This window comes from Streptomyces sp. NBC_00989, assembly GCF_045162655.1.
GTDB lineage: Bacteria > Actinomycetota > Actinomycetes > Streptomycetales > Streptomycetaceae > Streptomyces.
This window is the reverse complement of record NZ_CP108728.1, coordinates 5,070,567-5,089,144: the sequence shown is the minus strand read 5'-3', so window position 1 is coordinate 5,089,144 and position 18,578 is coordinate 5,070,567. Positions and strand designations below refer to the sequence as shown.

General features: G+C 69.0%; 15 protein-coding genes. 14 read left to right on the top strand and 1 reads right to left on the bottom strand.

Going from position 1 to position 18,578, the window contains the following annotated elements; all coding sequences use genetic code 11:
• The first annotated feature begins 5 nt into the window (after positions 1–5).
• The 13 genes from OG714_RS22210 to nuoN are packed head-to-tail and all read left to right on the top strand — an operon-like array spanning position 6 to position 15,589.
• Complete coding sequence (locus OG714_RS22210) at positions 6–560, top strand: NADH-quinone oxidoreductase subunit B family protein (protein WP_007383964.1); 555 nt, start codon at positions 6–8, stop codon at positions 558–560.
• Entirely contained in the window at positions 557–1,297 is a 741-nt protein-coding gene (locus tag OG714_RS22205) for an NADH-quinone oxidoreductase subunit C (RefSeq protein WP_406123412.1), read from the top strand. The genes OG714_RS22210 and OG714_RS22205 overlap by 4 nt, the downstream gene beginning before the upstream one ends.
• The gene (locus tag OG714_RS22200; RefSeq protein WP_406123411.1) at positions 1,294–2,640 is read left to right on the top strand and encodes an NADH-quinone oxidoreductase subunit D; all 1,347 of its coding nucleotides are present in this window, start codon (positions 1,294–1,296) and stop codon (positions 2,638–2,640) included. Before OG714_RS22205 ends, OG714_RS22200 begins: the two co-directional genes overlap by 4 nt.
• Positions 2,637–3,488 carry an NADH-quinone oxidoreductase subunit NuoE gene (gene nuoE / locus OG714_RS22195; protein WP_406123410.1) on the top strand — a complete coding sequence of 284 codons (852 nt, stop codon included), beginning with the start codon at positions 2,637–2,639 and terminating at the stop codon, positions 3,486–3,488. The genes OG714_RS22200 and nuoE overlap by 4 nt, the downstream gene beginning before the upstream one ends.
• Positions 3,488–4,834, top strand: coding sequence for an NADH-quinone oxidoreductase subunit NuoF (nuoF, locus tag OG714_RS22190; RefSeq protein ID WP_406123408.1), 1,347 nt, complete (start codon positions 3,488–3,490; stop codon positions 4,832–4,834). The genes nuoE and nuoF overlap by 1 nt, the downstream gene beginning before the upstream one ends.
• Positions 4,831–7,335: an NADH-quinone oxidoreductase subunit G gene (locus OG714_RS22185; protein ID WP_406123406.1), complete on the top strand. Its 2,505-nt coding sequence runs from the start codon at positions 4,831–4,833 to the stop codon at positions 7,333–7,335. Before nuoF ends, OG714_RS22185 begins: the two co-directional genes overlap by 4 nt.
• A complete protein-coding gene (nuoH, locus tag OG714_RS22180) occupies positions 7,332–8,702 on the top strand; it encodes an NADH-quinone oxidoreductase subunit NuoH (protein ID WP_406123405.1) in 1,371 nt (456 codons plus the stop codon). The genes OG714_RS22185 and nuoH overlap by 4 nt, the downstream gene beginning before the upstream one ends.
• The gene (gene nuoI, locus OG714_RS22175) at positions 8,695–9,306 is read left to right on the top strand and encodes an NADH-quinone oxidoreductase subunit NuoI (protein ID WP_406123404.1); all 612 of its coding nucleotides are present in this window, start codon (positions 8,695–8,697) and stop codon (positions 9,304–9,306) included. Before nuoH ends, nuoI begins: the two co-directional genes overlap by 8 nt.
• Positions 9,303–10,151 (top strand): NADH-quinone oxidoreductase subunit J, encoded by an 849-nt coding sequence (locus OG714_RS22170; protein WP_406123402.1) that lies wholly within the window; start codon positions 9,303–9,305, stop codon positions 10,149–10,151. The genes nuoI and OG714_RS22170 overlap by 4 nt, the downstream gene beginning before the upstream one ends.
• On the top strand, positions 10,148–10,447 hold the full coding sequence (gene nuoK, locus OG714_RS22165) for an NADH-quinone oxidoreductase subunit NuoK (protein ID WP_016437642.1): 300 nt from the start codon (positions 10,148–10,150) through the stop codon (positions 10,445–10,447). Before OG714_RS22170 ends, nuoK begins: the two co-directional genes overlap by 4 nt.
• A gap of 14 nt (positions 10,448–10,461) precedes the next feature.
• Positions 10,462–12,357, top strand: coding sequence for an NADH-quinone oxidoreductase subunit L (nuoL, locus tag OG714_RS22160; RefSeq protein WP_406123400.1), 1,896 nt, complete (start codon positions 10,462–10,464; stop codon positions 12,355–12,357).
• A 5-nt stretch (positions 12,358–12,362) separates the two neighbouring features.
• Positions 12,363–13,934: an NADH-quinone oxidoreductase subunit M gene (locus OG714_RS22155; RefSeq protein WP_406123398.1), complete on the top strand. Its 1,572-nt coding sequence runs from the start codon at positions 12,363–12,365 to the stop codon at positions 13,932–13,934.
• The gene (gene nuoN / locus OG714_RS22150; protein ID WP_406123396.1) at positions 13,931–15,589 is read left to right on the top strand and encodes an NADH-quinone oxidoreductase subunit NuoN; all 1,659 of its coding nucleotides are present in this window, start codon (positions 13,931–13,933) and stop codon (positions 15,587–15,589) included. The genes OG714_RS22155 and nuoN overlap by 4 nt, the downstream gene beginning before the upstream one ends.
• A 72-nt stretch (positions 15,590–15,661) precedes the next feature.
• Here nuoN and OG714_RS22145 read toward each other — a convergent pair whose 3' ends face one another.
• The gene (locus OG714_RS22145; RefSeq protein ID WP_406123394.1) at positions 15,662–16,219 is read right to left on the bottom strand and encodes a hypothetical protein; all 558 of its coding nucleotides are present in this window, start codon (positions 16,217–16,219) and stop codon (positions 15,662–15,664) included.
• 255 nt (positions 16,220–16,474) lie between these two features.
• Here OG714_RS22145 and recQ point away from each other — a divergent pair, with 255 nt between their 5' ends.
• Positions 16,475–18,556, top strand: a complete 2,082-nt coding sequence (gene recQ / locus OG714_RS22140; protein WP_406123392.1) for a DNA helicase RecQ — start codon at positions 16,475–16,477, stop codon at positions 18,554–18,556.
• Positions 18,557–18,578: the final 22 nt, after the last annotated feature.

Here is an 18,578-nt window from a genome sequence, read left to right as displayed (position 1 = left end):
AACTCATGGGACTCGAAGAAAAGCTGCCGAGCGGTTTCCTGCTGACCACCGTCGAGCAGGCCGCGGGCTGGGTGCGCAAGGCGTCCGTCTTCCCGGCCACGTTCGGCCTCGCCTGCTGCGCCATCGAGATGATGACGACCGGCGCCGGACGCTACGACCTGGCGCGCTTCGGCATGGAGGTCTTCCGCGGATCTCCCCGCCAGGCGGACCTGATGATCGTCGCGGGCCGGGTCAGCCAGAAGATGGCGCCGGTGCTGCGGCAGGTCTATGACCAGATGCCGAACCCCAAGTGGGTCATCTCCATGGGCGTTTGCGCGTCGTCGGGCGGCATGTTCAACAACTACGCGATCGTGCAGGGCGTCGACCACATCGTCCCGGTCGACATCTACCTCCCGGGCTGCCCGCCACGGCCCGAGATGCTGATGGACGCGATCCTCAAGCTCCACCAGAAGATCCAGTCCTCCAAGCTCGGCGTGAACGCCGAGGAGGCGGCCCGCGAGGCGGAGGAGGCGGCGCTCAAGGCACTGCCCACCATCGAGATGAAGGGCCTGCTGCGGTGAGTGACGCGAACGGCACCAACGGAGCCGCCCCGGAGAACGATCCGGGCGCCTCCAACCTCCCCGGCCAGCGCGGCGAGGGCGAGGAGATCCGCGTCCAGCGCGGCATGTTCGGAGCCAACAACGGCGGCGACACCTCCGGTTACGGCGGCCTGGTCCGCTCGGTCCGCCTGCCGGGAGAGTCGAGCCGGCCCTACGGCGGCTGGTTCGACGAGGTCGCCGACGAGCTGGAGGGCGCCCTGGAGGAACAGGGCCTGCTGCCCGGCAACGCGATCGAGAAGACGATCGTCGACCGCGGTGAACTCACCTTCCACATCGAACGCGAGCACCTGGTCCGCGTCGCCCAGACCCTGCGCGACGACCCGGCCCTGCGCTTCGAACTCTGCACCGGCGTCAGCGCGGTCCACTACCTGCACGACAAGGGCCGCGAGCTGCACGCCGTCTACCACCTGCGCTCGATCACCCACAACCGGCTGATCCGCCTCGAAGTCAGCGCCCCGGACAGCGATCCGCACATCCCGTCCCTGGTCCCGGTCTATCCGACCAACGACTGGCACGAGCGCGAGACGTACGACTTCTTCGGCATCGTCTTCGACGGTCACCCGGCCCTGACGCGGATCATGATGCCGGACGACTGGCCGGGCCACCCGCAGCGCAAGGACTACCCCCTCGGCGGCATCGCCGTCGAGTACAAGGGCGCCCAGATCCCGGCTCCGGACCAGCGGAGGTCGTACTCGTGAGCACGCAGTCAGCATCCGCTTCCGACGCGTCGGCCGCTTCGGCGCGCGAGACCACCGAGGGCACCGTATATACGGTCACCGGTGGCGACTGGGACGAGGTCGTCCAGTCCGCGGCCAAGGCGGACGACGAGCGCATCGTCGTCAACATGGGGCCCCAGCACCCCTCCACGCACGGTGTGCTCCGTCTGATCCTGGAGATCGACGGCGAGACGGTCACCGAGGCCCGCTGCGGCATCGGCTACCTCCACACCGGTATCGAGAAGAACCTCGAGTACCGCACGTGGACGCAGGGCACCACGTTCGTGACGCGCATGGACTATCTGACGTCCTTCTTCAACGAGACCGCCTACTGTCTCGCCGTCGAGAAACTCCTCGGCGTCGAGGACCAGATCACCGAGCGGGCGAAGATCATCCGGGTGCTCCTGATGGAGCTGAACCGGATGTCCTCCCACCTGGTGTGCATCGCCACCGGCGGGATGGAACTCGGCGCCACCACGATCATGATCTACGGATTCCGTGATCGTGAAATGATTCTCGACATCTACGAGCTCATCACGGGCCTGCGGATGAACCACGCGTACATCCGCCCCGGCGGACTCGCCCAGGACCTGCCGCCCGGCGCGGTGGACCAGATCCGCGAGTTCGTGAAGAAGATGAAGAAGAACCTCCCCGAGTACGACAAGCTCGCCACGGGGAACCCCATCTTCAAGGCCCGTATGCAGGACGTCGGTTACCTCGACCTGGCCGGCTGCATGGCCCTCGGCGCCACCGGCCCGATCCTGCGCTCCACCGGTCTGCCGCACGACCTGCGCAAGGCGCAGCCGTACTGCGACTACGAGACGTACGACTTCGACATCCCGACCGCCGACACCTGCGACTCCTACGGCCGCTTCCTCATCCGCCTGGAGGAGATGCGCCAGTCGCTCAGGATCGTCGAGCAGTGCCTGGACCGGCTCCAGCCCGGCCCGGTCATGGTCGCCGACAAGAAGATCGCCTGGCCCGCCCAACTCGCGCTCGGGCCCGACGGGTTGGGCAACTCGCTCGACCACATCAAGCAGATCATGGGCACCTCCATGGAGGCCCTGATCCACCACTTCAAGCTGGTGACCGAAGGCTTCCGTGTGCCGCCGGGACAGACGTACGCGGCGGTCGAGTCGCCCAAGGGCGAACTCGGGGTGCACGCCGTTTCCGACGGAGGCACCCGCCCCTACCGGGTCCACTTCAGGGACCCGTCCTTCACCAACCTTCAGGCCATGGCGGCGATGTGTGAGGGCGGCCAGGTCGCCGACGTCATCGTCGCCGTCGCGTCCATCGACCCCGTGATGGGAGGCGTCGACCGGTGACCACCAGTTCTTCGGAGCAGGGCGTCAGTCTGGGCATGCCCCAACTGCCCGCGCCCGCCTACCCGGACGACGTCCGGGCCCGGCTGGAGGCCGACGGGCGGGAGATCATCGCCCGCTACCCGGACTCCCGCTCGGCCCTCCTGCCGTTGCTGCACCTCGTGCAGGCGGAGGAAGGTCATGTCACGCGCACAGGGCAGCAGTTCTGCGCGACCCTGCTGGGCCTGACGACGGCCGAGGTCGCCGCCGTGGCGACCTTCTACTCCATGTACCGGCGCCGGCCGAGCGGTGACTACCAGGTCGGGGTCTGCACCAACACCCTGTGCGCGGTGATGGGCGGCGACGCGATCTTCGAGTCCCTCCAGGAGCACTTGGGCGTCGGCAACGGTGAGACCACCGACGACGGCAAGGTCACCCTGGAGCACATCGAGTGCAACGCGGCCTGCGACTTCGCGCCGGTGGTGATGGTCAACTGGGAGTTCTTCGACAACCAGACCCCGGCCAGCGCCCGCCGCCTCGTCGACGACCTGCGCACGGGCGCACCCGTGGAGCCCACGCGCGGGGCGCCGATGTGCACCTTCAAGGAGACCGCGCGGATCCTCGCCGGCTTCCCCGACGAGCGGCCCGGGGCCGTCGAGGCGAGCGGCGGTGCGGGACCCGCGTCGCTGGTGGGCCTCCGCCTGGCCAAGGGAGAGACCGCACCCGCGCGCGTGGTCCATCCGCGGGGCTCCGGTGCTCCGCAGGACCAGTCGCCGACGACCGAGCACCTCAGTTCGCACGATGCGCCGCAGGACACGTCGGCTTCCGACCCCGCCCACCCGGCGGGGCCTGTCGCCGAGGAGGGGGAGTGATGACCTTGGCACCCGAACTGAAAGACCACAGCCCCGAGAAGCTGCTCGCACCCGTGCTGTCGGCCTTCTGGGACGAGGACGAGTCCTGGACTCTGGACACGTACCGAAGGCACGAGGGATACGAGGGGCTCCGCAAGGCGCTCGCCATGTCGCCGGACGACCTCATCGCGTATGTGAAGGACTCCGGTCTGCGCGGTCGCGGTGGCGCCGGCTTCCCCACCGGAATGAAATGGCAATTCATTCCCCAAGGGGATGGAAAACCACACTATCTAGTTGTCAACGCCGACGAGTCGGAGCCCGGGACCTGTAAGGACATCCCGCTCCTGTTCGCGAACCCGCATAGCCTCATCGAGGGCATTGTCATCGCGTGTTATGCCATCAGGTCGTCGCATGCCTTCATCTATCTGCGTGGTGAAGTCGTCCCCGTATTGCGGCGGTTGCACGAGGCCGTACGCGAGGCGTACGAGGCGGGCTACCTCGGCGAGAACGTCCTGGGCAGCGGACTCGATCTCCAGCTCACCGTGCACGCGGGCGCCGGCGCGTACATCTGCGGTGAGGAGACCGCGCTGCTCGACTCGCTCGAAGGCCGCCGTGGCCAACCGCGGCTCCGTCCCCCTTTCCCTGCGGTCGCGGGCCTCTATGCATGCCCGACTGTGGTGAATAACGTCGAGTCGATCGCGTCAGTTCCCGCCATTCTGCAAAAAGGCAAGGAATGGTTCAGGTCGATGGGCAGCGAGAAGTCCCCGGGCTTCACGCTCTACTCGCTCAGTGGCCATGTCACCAGTCCCGGTCAGTACGAGGCGCCGCTCGGCATCACCCTCCGCCAGCTGCTCGACATGAGCGGCGGCATCCGGGCCGGGCATCGCCTCAAGTTCTGGACGCCGGGCGGGTCTTCCACGCCGATGTTCACCGACGAGCACCTAGACGTCCCTCTTGATTACGAGGGAGTGGGTGCCGCGGGTTCCATGCTCGGCACCAAGGCTCTGCAATGTTTCGACGAGACGACCTGCGTCGTGCGTGCCGTCACCCGCTGGACCGAGTTCTACGCCCACGAGTCCTGCGGCAAGTGCACACCGTGCCGTGAAGGGACGTACTGGCTCGTGCAGTTGCTGCGCGACATCGAGGCCGGCAAGGGCGCCATGTCCGACCTCGACAAGCTGAACGACATCGCCGACAACATCAACGGCAAGTCCTTCTGCGCCCTCGGCGACGGCGCCGCCTCGCCGATCTTCTCCTCGCTCAAGTACTTCCGCGAGGAGTACGAGCAGCACATCACGGGCCGGGGCTGCCCCTTCGACCCGGCCAAGTCCACGGCCTGGGCCGACCGCACGGAGGTGAACGCATGACGGTGACCACGAACGCTCCCTCCGGAGGGAGCGACGCGGCGGTCCCGCCCGAGGATCTCGTCTCGCTGACGATCGACGGCGCCGAGATCAGCGTGCCCAAGGGCACCCTGGTCATCCGCGCCGCCGAGCAACTCGGCATCGAGATCCCCAGGTTCTGCGACCATCCCCTCCTCGACCCGGTCGGCGCCTGCCGGCAGTGCATCGTCGAGGTCGAGGGCCAGCGCAAACCGATGGCGTCCTGCACGATCACGTGCACGGACGGCATGGTCGTCAAGACCCAGCTCACCTCGCCGGTCGCGGAGAAGTCCCAGCACGGTGTGATGGAGCTGCTCCTCATCAACCACCCGCTGGACTGCCCGGTCTGCGACAAGGGCGGCGAGTGCCCCCTCCAGAACCAGGCGATGTCCCACGGCAACGCCGAGTCCCGCTTCGAGGGCAAAAAGCGGACCTACGAGAAGCCCGTCCCGATCTCCACCCAGGTGCTGCTGGACCGCGAGCGGTGCGTGCTGTGCGCCCGCTGCACGCGCTTCTCCAACCAGATCGCGGGCGACCCGATGATCGAGCTCCTGGAGCGGGGCTCGCTCCAGCAGGTCGGCACCGGTGAGGGCGACCCCTTCGAGTCGTACTTCTCCGGGAACACCATCCAGATCTGCCCGGTGGGCGCGCTCACCTCGGCGGCGTACCGATTCCGCTCCCGCCCCTTCGACCTGGTCTCCACGCCCTCCGTGTGCGAGCACTGCTCCGGCGGCTGCGCGACCCGCACCGACCACCGGCGCGGCAAGGTCATGCGGCGCCTGGCCGCCGTCGACCCCGAGGTCAACGAGGAGTGGATCTGCGACAAGGGGCGCTTCGGCTTCCGGTACGCGCAGCAGCGCGACCGGCTGCAGACGCCCCTCGTGCGCAACGCGGACGGCGTCCTGGAGCCGGCGTCCTGGCCGGAGGCCCTGGAGGCCGCCGCGCAGGGCCTGTCGGCCGCGCGGGGCCGGACCGGTGTCCTGACCGGCGGCCGCCTCACCATCGAGGACGCCTACGCGTACAGCAAGTTCGCGCGCGTGGCGCTCGACACGAACGACATCGACTTCCGCGCGCGCGTGCACAGCAGCGAGGAGGCCGACTTCCTGGCCGCCCGGGTCGCAGGACGCGGCCGGGACCTCGACGGCAACGGCGTCACGTACACCTCCCTGGAGAAGGCGCCCGCCGTTCTGCTCGTCGGGTTCGAGTCCGAGGAGGAGGCGCCCGGCGTCTTCCTGCGGCTGCGCAAGGCCTCGCGCACGCACGGGCAGCGGGTGTTCTCGCTCGCCACCCACGCCACGCGCGGACTGGAGAAGGCGGGCGGCATCCTGCTGCCGGCCGCTCCCGGCACCGAGACCGAGTGGCTCGACGCGCTCGCCAGCGGGTTCGGTCTGGAGGACGACGGCGCCCGCGCCTCCCAGGCGCTGCGCACCGAGGGCGCGGTGATCGTCGTCGGCGAGCGGCTGGCCGCCGTCGCCGGTGGTCTCACCGCCGCCGTACGGGCCGCGTTCGCGACAGGTGCCCGGCTGGTGTGGATTCCGCGCCGGGCCGGGGAACGCGGGGCGATCGAGGCGGGCGCGCTGCCGTCGCTGCTGCCGGGCGGACGTCCGGCCACCGACCCACGCGCGCGTGACGAGGTCGCCGTCGCCTGGGGCGTCGCCGAACTCCCGCACCGCTACGGCCGCGACGCCGGCCAGATCGTCGAGGCCGCCGCCGGTGGTGAACTCCGGGCGCTGCTCGTCGCCGGTGTGGAGCCGGGCGACCTGCCCGACCCGGCACGCACGCGTGCGGCACTGCACGAAGTGGGCTTCCTGGTGTCGCTCGAACTGCGGCCCAGCGAGGTCACCGAACACGCGGATGTCGTCCTCCCGGTCGCCGCGGTTGCCGAGAAGGCGGGCGCCTTCCTCAACTGGGAGGGCCGGGTCCGCTTCTTCGACGCCGCGCTCAAGCCCGACCAGATGACCCGCACCCTCGCACCGACCGACGCGCGTGTGCTGCACATGCTGGCCGACGCCATGGACGTACACCTGGGGCTGCCCGATCTGCGCACCACGCGCGCGGAGTTGGACCGGCTGGGTGCCTGGGACGGGCCGCGGGCCAGCGATCCGCTGGAGACCGCGGGTGTGCTGCCGCGGCCGGCCGCCGGGGAGGCCGTGCTCGCCGGGCACCGGCTGCTGCTCGACCAGGGCGCGCTCCAGGAGGGCGACGAAGCACTCGCCGGTACCCGGCACGCCGCCCACGCGCGTGTGTCGGCCGCCACGGCCGCCGAGGCGGGCGTCAAGGACGGCGACGCGCTCGCCGTGACCGGCGGCTCCGGAACGGTCGAACTCCCGCTGCGGATCACCGAGATGCCCGACCGGGTGGTCTGGCTCCCGCTGAACTCCACCGGCGGGGGCGTCGCCTCCGACACCGGGGCGCTGCCCGGCGCACTCGTCCGCATCGGCCCGGCCACGCTCGCGGGCGAGGCCCCCAAGGAGGTGGAGGCATGAGCCCGTACCCGTACCTCGCTGCCGAAGACCTCTCCATGTTCGGCCGCGACCCCTGGTGGCTGGTCGTCGTCAAAGCGGTGTTCTGCTTCGCGTTCCTGATGATCACCGTGCTGTTCTCGATCGTCTGGGAACGCAAGGTCGTCGCCTGGATGCAGCTGCGCATCGGCCCCAACCGGCACGGCCCCTGGGGCATGCTCCAGTCGCTCGCCGACGGCGTGAAGCTGATGCTCAAGGAAGACCTGATCGTCAAGCGCGCGGACAAGGTGATCTACGTCCTCGCGCCGATCGTCGCGGCCATCCCGGCCTTCATGGCGATCGCGGTGATCCCCTTCGGGCCCGCCGACAATGAGGTGTCGATCTTCGGCCACCGCACCACGATGCAGCTCACCGACCTGCCGATCGCGATGCTCTACATCCTCGCGGTCGCCTCGGTCGGCATCTACGGCATCGTCCTCGCCGGCTGGAGCTCCGGCTCCACCTACCCGCTGCTCGGCGGCCTGCGCTCCTGCGCCCAGATGATCTCCTACGAGATCGCGATGGGCGCCGCGTTCGCCTCGGTGTTCCTCTACTCCGGGTCGATGTCGACCTCGACGATCGTTGAGCAACAGCACGACCGCTGGTACATCATCCTGCTGCCGGTCTCCTTCATCATCTACATCATCACGATGGTCGGCGAGACCAACCGCGCCCCCTTCGACATGCCGGAGTCCGAGGGCGACCTGGTCGGCGGCTTCAACACCGAGTACTCGTCCATCAAGTTCGCGCTCTTCATGCTCGCCGAGTACGTGAACATGGTGACGGTCTCCGCGGTGTCGACCACGCTCTTCCTGGGCGGCTGGCGGGCCCCGTGGCCGATCAGTTCCTTCTGGGAGGGCGCGAACCACGGCTGGTGGCCGATGCTCTGGTTCGTCATCAAGGTCCAGCTGCTGCTGTTCTTCTTCATCTGGCTGCGCGGCACGCTCCCGCGCGTGCGCTACGACCAGTTGATGAAGCTCGGCTGGAAGGTCCTCATCCCGGTCTCCGTCGTCTGGCTGATGCTCGTCGCGACCGTGCGGACCCTGAAGAACGAGAACTACGACTTCGCCGACATCGCCCTCTACATCGGCGGCGGTGTGCTCGTCCTGCTGTTGCTGTCCTTCATCGCGGACATGTTCCGCCAGAAGGCCAAGGACGACGCGCAACTGGCCGAGGAACCCGCCGGGTTCGACGCGATGGCGGGTGGATTCCCCGTGCCGCCGCTGCCGGGACAGGAGTTGCCGCCGGTGCCGCGGCGCCCCTCGCGCCGCGAGCGGGAGTTGATTGTCAGTGGTGGGTCGGACACTGGCAGTGACGGATCTCTGGATGGAAAGGAGGCGTCCGATGGCTGAGGAGCCAAAGGAGACCGGGCAGTCCAAGCCCGGCTTCCAGAACCCCGTGGCCGGCTTCGGCGTGACCTTCAAGGCCATGTTCAAGAAGCGGCTGACCGAGCAGTACCCGGAGCAGCAGAAGACCACAGCCCCCCGGTTCCACGGACGGCACCAGCTCAACCGCCATCCGGACGGCCTGGAGAAGTGCGTCGGCTGCGAGCTGTGCGCCTGGGCCTGCCCCGCCGACGCCATCTACGTGGAGGGCGCCGACAACACCGACGAGGAGCGCTACTCGCCGGGCGAGCGGTACGGCCGCGTCTACCAGATCAACTACGCCCGCTGCATCCTGTGCGGCCTGTGCATCGAGGCGTGCCCCACGCGCGCGTTGACGATGACCAACGAGTTCGAGCTGGCGGACAGCAGCCGCGCCAACCTCATCTACACCAAGGAACAGCTGCTCGCGGGGCTCGAAGACACCATGGTCGACAGCCCGCACGCCATCTACCCGGGGATGGACGAACAGGACTACTACCGGGGCCTGGTGACGGAGGCCGCACCGGGCACGGTGCCCCAAGTAGCCGTCTCCAAGGGCGAGAAGCCCACCGAAGAGGGGGTGGAGGCATGAGCGCGCAGTTCGTCGCCGCCGCCTACTCCACCTCCACCGGCGAGGCCTTCCAGTTCTGGGTCCTCGGCACGGTCGCGGTGATCGGCGCCCTGTCCACCGTCCTCATGAGGAGGGCCGTGCACAGCGCGCTCTCCCTCGCCGGGACCATGATCATCCTGGCGGTCTTCTACCTCGCCAACGGCGCCTACTTCCTGGGCATCGTGCAGATCGTCGTCTACACGGGCGCGATCATGATGCTGTTCCTGTTCGTGGTGATGCTGGTCGGCGTCACGGCCGCCGACTCCCTGACGGAGACCATCAAGGGCCAGCGCTGGCTGGCCCTTCTCTGCGGGCTCGGCTTCGGAGTCCTGCTGTTCGCGGGCATCGGCAACGCCTCGCTCACGCAGTTCGACGGCCTGAGCACGGCCAACGCGAACGGCAACGTGGAGGGCCTGGCCGCCCTCATCTTCACGAAGTACGTGTTCGCCTTCGAGATCACCGGCGCCCTGCTGATCACGGCCGCCGTCGGCGCCATGGTGCTCACGCACCGCGAGCGCACCGAGCGGCCCAAGACCCAGCGCGAGCTGTCCGAACAGCGCGTCCGCGACGGCAAGCACCTCCCGCCGCTCCCCGCCCCGGGTGTCTACGCCCGGCACAACGCGGTGGACGTCCAGGGCCTGCTGCCCGACGGCACCCCGTCCGAGCTCACGGTCAGCAAGACGCTCCGTGACCGCGGCCAGATCCGCGACGTGTCCAGCGAGGCGCTGAACGACCTGCGGGCCCTGGAGCAGCGCGCCGAGGAGCGCCTGGAGCGCACCGAGATCGCGCCGGCGAACCTCAAGCGGACCGAGGAGGCGTCGAAGTGAACCCCGTCAACTACCTCTATCTCTCCGCCCTGTTGTTCACGATCGGCGCCACCGGCGTGCTGATCAGGCGGAACGCGATCGTCGTCTTCATGTGCATCGAGCTGATGCTGAACGCCTGCAACCTCGCGTTCGTCACCTTCTCCCGGATGCACGGCAACCTCGACGGTCAGGTCATCGCCTTCTTCACGATGGTCGTCGCCGCCGCGGAGGTCGTGGTCGGGCTCGCGATCATCGTGTCGCTGTTCCGTTCCCGCCACTCGGCCTCGGTCGACGACGCCAGCCTGATGAAGCTCTGAGGGGTCGCTGAATCGTGGAGAACCTGATTGCGCTGCTGGTAGCGGCGCCCCTGCTCGGAGCGGCCGTACTGCTGTGCGGCGGCCGTCGGCTCGACGCCGTCGGCCACTGGATCGGCACGGCCCTGTCGTCCGCCTCCTTCGTGATCGGTGTCGTCCTCTTCACCGACCTGCTGGGGAAGAACGCCGAGCACCGGACGCTCTTGCAGCACCTGTGGACCTGGGTCCCCGTCGAGGGCTTCCAGGCGGACGTCGCCTTCCGCCTCGACCAGCTGTCGATGACCTTCGTCCTGCTGATCACCGGTGTCGGCTCGCTGATCCACCTGTACTCGATCGGGTACATGGAGCACGACGAGCGCCGGCGCCGCTTCTTCGGCTATCTGAACCTGTTCCTCGCGGCGATGCTGATCCTCGTCCTCGCCGACAACTACCTGCTCCTGTACGTCGGTTGGGAGGGCGTCGGTCTCGCCTCCTACCTGCTGATCGGCTTCTGGCAGCACAAGCCCAGCGCGGCGACCGCCGCGAAGAAGGCCTTCCTGGTCAACCGGGTCGGCGACATGGGCCTGTCGATCGCCATCATGCTGATGTTCACGACGTTCGGGACCTTCGCCTTCGGGCCGGTCCTCAGCCACGTCGGCGACGCCTCCGAGGGCAAGCTCACGGGCATCGCCCTGATGCTGCTGCTCGCGGCCTGCGGCAAGTCCGCCCAGGTGCCGCTGCAGTCCTGGCTCGGCGACGCGATGGAGGGCCCGACCCCGGTCTCGGCCCTCATCCACGCGGCGACCATGGTGACCGCGGGCGTGTACCTGATCGTCCGCTCCGGAGCGATCTTCAACGCCGCGCCGGACGCACAGCTCGTCGTCACCGTCGTCGGTGCCGTCACGCTCCTGTTCGGTGCGATCGTCGGTTGCGCGAAGGACGACATCAAGAAGGCGCTGGCCGGCTCGACGATGTCGCAGATCGGCTACATGGTGCTCGCCGCGGGCCTCGGCCCCATCGGCTACGTCTTCGCGATCATGCACCTGGTGACCCACGGCTTCTTCAAGGCCGGACTGTTCCTCGGCGCCGGTTCGGTCATGCACGGCATGAACGACGAGGTCGACATGAGGAAGTACGGCGGCCTCAGGAAGTACATGCCGATCACGTTCGTCACGTTCGGCCTCGGCTACCTCGCCATCATCGGCTTCCCGGGCCTGTCCGGCTTCTTCTCCAAGGACAAGATCATCGAGGCGGCCTTCGCGAAGGGCGGCGCCGAGGGCTGGATCCTCGGCGGCGCGGCCCTGCTGGGCGCGGCCATCACGGCGTACTACATGACGCGCGTGATGCTGATGACCTTCTTCGGGGAGAAGCGCTGGCAGCCCGACGAGAACGGCAACGAACCGCACCCGCACGAGTCCCCGAAGACGATGACGATCCCGATGATCGTGCTGGCTTTCGGATCGGTCTTCGCCGGCGGCATCTTCGGCATCGGTGACCGCTTCCTGCACTGGCTGGAGCCCATCACCGGCCACGAGGAGGGCAACTCCCCGGTCAGCGCCCTGACGGTCACCCTGGCCACCATGGTGGTGCTCGTCATCGGCGTCGGGATCGCCTGGGCGCAGTACGGACGCAAGCCGGTCCCGGCCGTCGCCCCGCGCGGGTCGCTGCTCACCCGGGCCGCCCGCCGCGACCTCCTCCAGGACGACTTCAACCACGTCGTCCTGGTGCGCGGCGGCGAGCACCTCACCCGCTCTCTGGTCTACGTCGACCACACCCTGGTCGACGGCGTCGTCAACGGCACGGCGGCCTCCATGGGCGGCCTCTCCGGAAGGCTGCGCAAGCTGCAGAACGGCTACGCGCGGTCGTACGCGGTCTCGATGTTCGGCGGTGCGGCCATCCTCGTCGCCGCGACCCTGCTGATGAGGGCGGTCTGATACCGATGTCCTTTCCCCTCCTGACAGCGACGGCGGCGCTCCCGGCCCTCGGGGCGGTCGCCACGGCCGCCGTCCCGGCCGCGCGGTGCACCGCCGCGAAATGGCTGGCGCTGCTCGTCTCGCTGGCGACGCTCGCGCTGGGCATCACGATCCTGGTGCGCTTCGACCCGGGCGGTGACCGCTACCAACTCACCGAGTCCCACGCCTGGATCGCGGACTTCGGGGTCCGCTACGAGCTGGGCGTGGACGGCATCGCGGTGGCGCTCATCGGGCTCACCGCCCTGCTGATCCCGTTCGTGATCCTGGCCGGCTGGCACGACGCCGACCCCCTGGAGACGGGCAACAAGCGCTGGCGGCCCACCCAGGGCTTCTTCGCTCTCATCCTTGCGGTGGAGGCGATGGTGATCATCTCCTTCGAGGCCACCGACGTCTTCCTCTTCTACATCTTCTTCGAAGCCATGCTGATCCCGATGTACTTCCTCATCGGCGGCTTCGGGGACAGCGCGCACGAGCACGGCGACGAGGCGGCGGCCACCCAACGGTCGTACGCAGCCGTCAAGTTCCTGCTCTACAACCTGGTCGGCGGGCTCATCATGCTGGCGGCGGTGATCGGCCTCTACGTAGTGGCCGGGAACTTCTCGCTCGCGGACATCGCGCAGGCGCGGGCCGACGGCACGCTGCACATGGCGACCAACACCGAACGCTGGCTGTTCCTGGGCTTCTTCTTCGCCTTCGCGGTGAAGGCGCCCCTGTGGCCGCTGCACACCTGGCTGCCCAACGCGATGGGCGAGGCGACGGCGCCGGTCGCCGTACTGATCACGGCAGTTGTCGACAAGGTCGGCACCTTCGCGATGCTCCGCTTCTGCCTCCAGCTGTTCCCGAACGCCAGCAAGTGGGCGACGCCCGTCATCCTCGTCCTCGCCGTGATCAGCATCATCTACGGCGCGCTGCTCGCCGTCGGGCAGCGGGACATCAAGCGGCTGGTGGCGTACGCGTCGATCTCGCACTTCGGGTTCATCGTGCTGGGCATCTTCGCGATGACCAGCCAGGGCCAGTCCGGCGCGACGCTCTACATGGTCAACCACGGTATTTCCACGGCCGCGTTGATGCTGGTCGCCGGATTCCTGATCTCGCGGCGCGGCTCGCGTCTGATCGCCGACTACGGAGGGGTGCAGAAAGTCGCCCCGGTGCTCGCGGGCACCTTCCTGATCGGCGGACTGGCCACGCTGTCGCTGCCCGGACTCGCGCCCTTCGTGAGCGAGTTCCTGGTCCTGGTCGGCACGTTCTCGCGCTACCCGGCGATCGGGATCATCGCCACCTTCGGCATCGTCCTCGCCGCGCTGTACACCCTCGTCCTCTACCAGCGGACGATGACCGGCCCGGTGAAGCCCGAGGTCGCCTCGATGCCGGACCTGCGACCGCGTGAACTCCTGGTCGTCGCCCCGCTGATCGTGCTGTTGATCTTCCTGGGCGTCTACCCGAAGCCCGTCACGGACATCGTGAACCCGTCGGTCAAGCAGACCTTGTCCGACGTGCACAAGAAGGATCCCAAGCCCTCGGTGGAGGCGGCCAAGTGAGCGCAACAGCCGTCCACAGCCTGTGGACAACGGCCGCAACCGCAGCCGACCCGATCTCGAAGATCGACGCCCCGAAGATCGAGTACTGGCAATTGTCGCCGACCTTGGTCATCCTCGGCGCGGCGCTCGTCGGGGTGCTCGTCGAGGCGTTCGTCCCGCGCAGAGCCCGTTACCTCACCCAGGTCCTCGTGTCCGCCGCCGCCCTGATCCTCGGCTTCGTGGCAGTGCTGCTGCTGGCGGCCGACGGATACGGCACCACCAAGGCGCACATCGCGGCGATGGGCGCGATCGCGGTCGACGGCCCGTCCCTGTTCCTGCAGGGCGTGATCCTGCTGTCCGGACTGGTCGGCCTGTTCACCTTCGCGGAGCGGCGACTCGACCCCGAGGCGCACGGCAACCGGGTCGACTCGTTCGCCGCGCAGGGCGCGTCCGTGCCCGGCAGCGACAGCGAGAAGGCCGCGCTCAAGGCCGGGTTCACCACCACAGAGGTCTTCCCGCTGCTGCTCTTTGCGGTCGCCGGCATGCTCGTCTTCCCGTCCGCCAACGACCTGTTGACCCTGTTCGTGGCCCTGGAAGTCTTCTCGCTCCCGCTCTACCTGCTGTGCGCCCTGGCCCGCCGCAAGCGGCTCCTGTCGCAGGAGGCCGCGGTCAAGTACTTCCTCCTCGGCGCCTTCGCCTCCGCGTTCACCCTGTTCGGCATCGCGCTGCTCTACGGCTACGCCGGCTCGATGTCGTACTCCACGATCGCGCAGGTCGTCGACGGCTCCATCACGAACATCAACCCGGCCCTCGCGGACACCATGGGCAACGACGCGCTGCTGCTCATCGGCGGCGCGATGATCGTCATGGGGCTGCTGTTCAAGGTGGGCGCGGTGCCGTTCCACATGTGGACGCCGGACGTCTACCAGGGCGCGCCGACCCCGGTCACCGGCTTCATGGCCGCCGCGACCAAGGTGGCCGCCTTCGGAGCGCTGCTCCGGCTGCTCTACGTCGTGCTGCCGGGCCTGCGCTGGGACTGGCGGCCCGTCATGTGGGGCGTTGCGGTCATCACGATGCTGGGCGGTGCGATCGTCGCGATCACCCAGACCGACATCAAGCGGCTGCTGGCCTACTCGTCGATCGCGCACGCGGGATTCATCCTCGCGGGTGTCATCGCGACCACCCGGGACGGCGTCTCGTCCGTGCTCTTCTACCTGGGCGCGTACTCGTTCGTGACGATCGGCGCGTTCGCGGTCGTCACCCTCGTACGGGACGCCGGCGGCGAGGCGACGCACCTGTCCAAGTGGGCGGGGCTCGGGCGCAGGTCGCCGTTGGTCGCGGCCGTGTTCGCGGTGTTCCTGCTGTCCTTCGCGGGCATTCCGCTGACTGCCGGTTTCGCCGGGAAGTTCGCCGTGTTCAAGGCGGCGGCGGCCGGTGGCGCGGCCCCGCTGGTCGTGGTCGGTGTGCTCTCCTCCGCCATCGCGGCGTTCTTCTACATCCGCGTGATCGTGCTCATGTTCTTCAGTGAGCCGAGGCCCGACGGCCCCACCGTCGCGGTCCCGTCCCCGCTGACGATGGTGACGATCGGGGTGGGCGTGGCGGTCACGCTGGTGCTTGGTGTGGCCCCGCAGTACTTCCTCGACCTGGCGAACCAGGCAGGGGTGTTCGTGCGCTGAGCGCAGGTCGCTGAGCCCATGCGTAAGGCCCCGGTTCGCTTCGAGCGAGCCGGGGCCTTCGCGTAGGCGCGGTCAGACCGTCGGGCAGACGACCTCGGGGTTCCACGCGGCGAACAGGCCCGCCGAGTTGGGCTTGTAGAGCCAGGCGTGCAGGGTGAAGTAGCCGGGGAGCCGGCCCTTCTGGAAGGTCTGCCCGAACAGCGTCGGCGCGGCCTGGCCCGTGTCCTTCACGACCCACTCCACCGCGACCAGCTTGCGCGCGCCGCCGCTCGACGTGCCGGTGTACTCGTTCGTGAACCCGTCCGCGTACACGAGGGCCGCCGGCTTCTGCGGATCGACCGAGTCGATGTTCGCCGGGTTGACGTAGTGGTAGCCCATGCCGCCCTCGGCCGGGTCGGCGACGCAGGTGTCGGTGCGCGAGTATCCGCCGGCCGCCGCGAACCCCTCGTACCCGTACTTGGCGGTGGCCTGGGTCGTCCTGCTCAGCTCGGTCCACACCGACGGATCGGGGTCGGACGCGGCATGGGCCGGGGCGGCGGTCAGCGCGAGGGCCGCGGCCGTCGCCACCGCGAGGGCGGTCGTGACGGCGCTCCGCAGGGGCCGAGGGGACCGCGAGGACCGAGGGGACATGGTGGGGCTCCTTGGACTTTCGGGAGGCGTCCGCACGCACGGCGCGCCGTCCGTTCGGGGCGTGGCGGGCCTCCGCGGTCCCGCCCCAGCAGCATGTTCCGGCCGTTCCGGTCGCGCCATGTGACGGGAGCCATCCGACTGACCACACCCGGTCACCGCCACCAGCCTGTGGATAACTCCGACGCTGTCAGCGCGGAGCCCTATCGTGGACGCAGTGGTCGAGGGACGACGTACGGGGGACGAGCGATGCACGGGATGGGCGGGACGGTTGTGACGACCGAAGTACGGACGCCGGCGGCACAGGGCGAGAGCGAGGCGCTGGCCACGCTCCACCGCGTCTTCGGCTACGACAGCTTCCGCGGCGAGCAGGAAGAGGTCATCGAGCATGTGGTGGCGGGCGGCGACGCCGTCGTCCTCATGCCGACCGGCGGCGGAAAGTCGTTGTGCTACCAGATCCCGTCCCTGGTCAGACCCGGTACGGGAGTCGTCGTCTCCCCGCTGATCGCGCTGATGCAGGACCAGGTGGACGCGCTGCGTGCGCTCGGGGTGCGCGCCGGGTTCATGAACTCGACGCAGGACTTCGACGAACGGCGCCTGGTCGAGGCCGAGTTCCTGGCCGGCGAGCTGGACCTGATCTATCTCGCGCCGGAGCGGCTGCGGCTCGACAACACCCTGGACCTGCTCTCGCGCGGCAAGATCTCGGTGTTCGCGATCGACGAGGCGCACTGCGTGTCCTCGTGGGGTCACGACTTCCGCCCCGACTATCTGTCCCTCTCGGTGCTCGGCGAGCGGTGGCCGGACGTCCCGCGGATCGCGCTCACGGCGACGGCCACGGACGCGACGCACAAGGAGATCACCCAGCGGCTGAACATGCCGGGCGCCCGGCACTTCGTGGCGAGCTTCGACCGGCCCAACATCCAGTACCGGATCGTGCCGAAGGCCGACCCCAAGAAGCAGCTGCTGAGCTTCCTGCGCGAGGAGCACGCGGGCGACGCGGGCATCGTGTACTGCCTGTCGCGCAAGTCCGTCGACACGACCGCCGAGTTCCTGTCGCGCAACGGCATCGAGGCGGTGCCGTACCACGCGGGTCTGGACTCGGGCACGCGCGCGGCGCACCAGTCCCGGTTCCTGCGCGAGGACGGCCTGATCGTCGTCGCGACCATCGCCTTCGGCATGGGCATCGACAAGCCGGACGTACGGTTCGTCGCCCACCTCGACCTGCCCAAGTCGGTGGAGGGCTACTACCAGGAGACGGGTCGTGCGGGGCGTGACGGATCGCCCTCCACGGCGTGGATGGCGTACGGCCTGAACGACGTCATACAACAGCGCAAGATGATCCAGTCCAGCGAGGGCGACGAGGCGTTCCGCCGCCGGGCCGCCTCCCACCTGGAGGCCATGCTCGCGCTGTGCGAGACCGCGCAGTGCCGGCGCGGCCAACTCCTCGCCTACTTCGGGCAGGACCCGGACGCGGCGGGCTGCGGCAACTGCGACACCTGCCTCACCCCGCCCGAGACCTGGGACGGCACGGTCGCCGCGCAGAAGGTGCTGTCGACGGTGGTGCGGCTGCAGCGGGAGCGGGGCCAGAAGTTCGGCGCCCTGCAGATCGTCGACATCCTCATGGGGCGCCGGTCGGCCAAGGTGATCCAGTTCGACCACGACCAGCTGTCCGTGTTCGGCATCGGCCAGGACCTGGCCGAGGGTGAATGGCGGGGCGTCGTACGGCAGTTGCTGGCGCAGGGGCTGCTGGCGGTCGAGGGGGAGTACGGCACGCTGGTGCTCACCGAGGCGAGCGGCACGGTGCTGCGGCGCGAGCGGGAGGTGCCGCTGCGCAAGGAGCCGAAGAAGCCGGCGGGCTCCGCGCGGTCGGGGTCGGGGTCCTCCGGCCGGGGCGAGCGCAAGGCCAAGGCCGCGGCGGTGGAGCTGCCCGAGTCGCTGCAACCCGCCTTCGAGGCGTTGCGCGCCTGGCGTGCGGAACAGGCCCGTGAGCAGGGAGTTCCGGCGTACGTCATCTTCCACGACGCCACGCTGCGGGAGATCGCGACGATCTGGCCGACGTCGGTGGGGCAGCTCGGGGAGATCAGCGGGGTCGGCGAGAAGAAGCTGGCGACGTACGGGGAGGGTGTGATCGAGGTGCTGGCGGGGCTGGGCGAGGCTCCGGCCGTGGCACCGGCTCCGACTCCGGCTCCGGCTGCGGCGCAAGTCCCGGCACCGGCGCAGGCGCAGGCGCCAGCGCGGGCGTCGGCACCCGCTTCGGGTCGGGCGGCGAAGGATGTTGACCCCGGTGCGGACTACTGGCCGGAGATGGATGAGGAGCCGGAGCCCGAGGACTGGATGTAGCTGGACGTAAGGGCTGGGGCAG

Bases quoted from the DNA above. Each gene is read 5' to 3' on its own strand.
- OG714_RS22210 (WP_007383964.1), top strand. From the start codon at position 6: ATGGGACTCGAAGAAAAGCTGCCGAGCGGTTTCCTGCTGACCACCGTC.
- nuoF (WP_406123408.1), top strand. From the start codon at position 3,488: ATGACCTTGGCACCCGAACTGAAAGACCACAGCCCCGAGAAGCTGCTC.
- OG714_RS22185 (WP_406123406.1), top strand. From the start codon at position 4,831: ATGACGGTGACCACGAACGCTCCCTCCGGAGGGAGCGACGCGGCGGTC.
- nuoH (WP_406123405.1), top strand. From the start codon at position 7,332: ATGAGCCCGTACCCGTACCTCGCTGCCGAAGACCTCTCCATGTTCGGC.
- nuoI (WP_406123404.1), top strand. From the start codon at position 8,695: ATGGCTGAGGAGCCAAAGGAGACCGGGCAGTCCAAGCCCGGCTTCCAG.
- OG714_RS22170 (WP_406123402.1), top strand. From the start codon at position 9,303: ATGAGCGCGCAGTTCGTCGCCGCCGCCTACTCCACCTCCACCGGCGAG.
- OG714_RS22155 (WP_406123398.1), top strand. From the start codon at position 12,363: ATGTCCTTTCCCCTCCTGACAGCGACGGCGGCGCTCCCGGCCCTCGGG.
- OG714_RS22145 (WP_406123394.1), bottom strand. From the start codon at position 16,219: ATGTCCCCTCGGTCCTCGCGGTCCCCTCGGCCCCTGCGGAGCGCCGTC.
- recQ (WP_406123392.1), top strand. From the start codon at position 16,475: ATGGGCGGGACGGTTGTGACGACCGAAGTACGGACGCCGGCGGCACAG.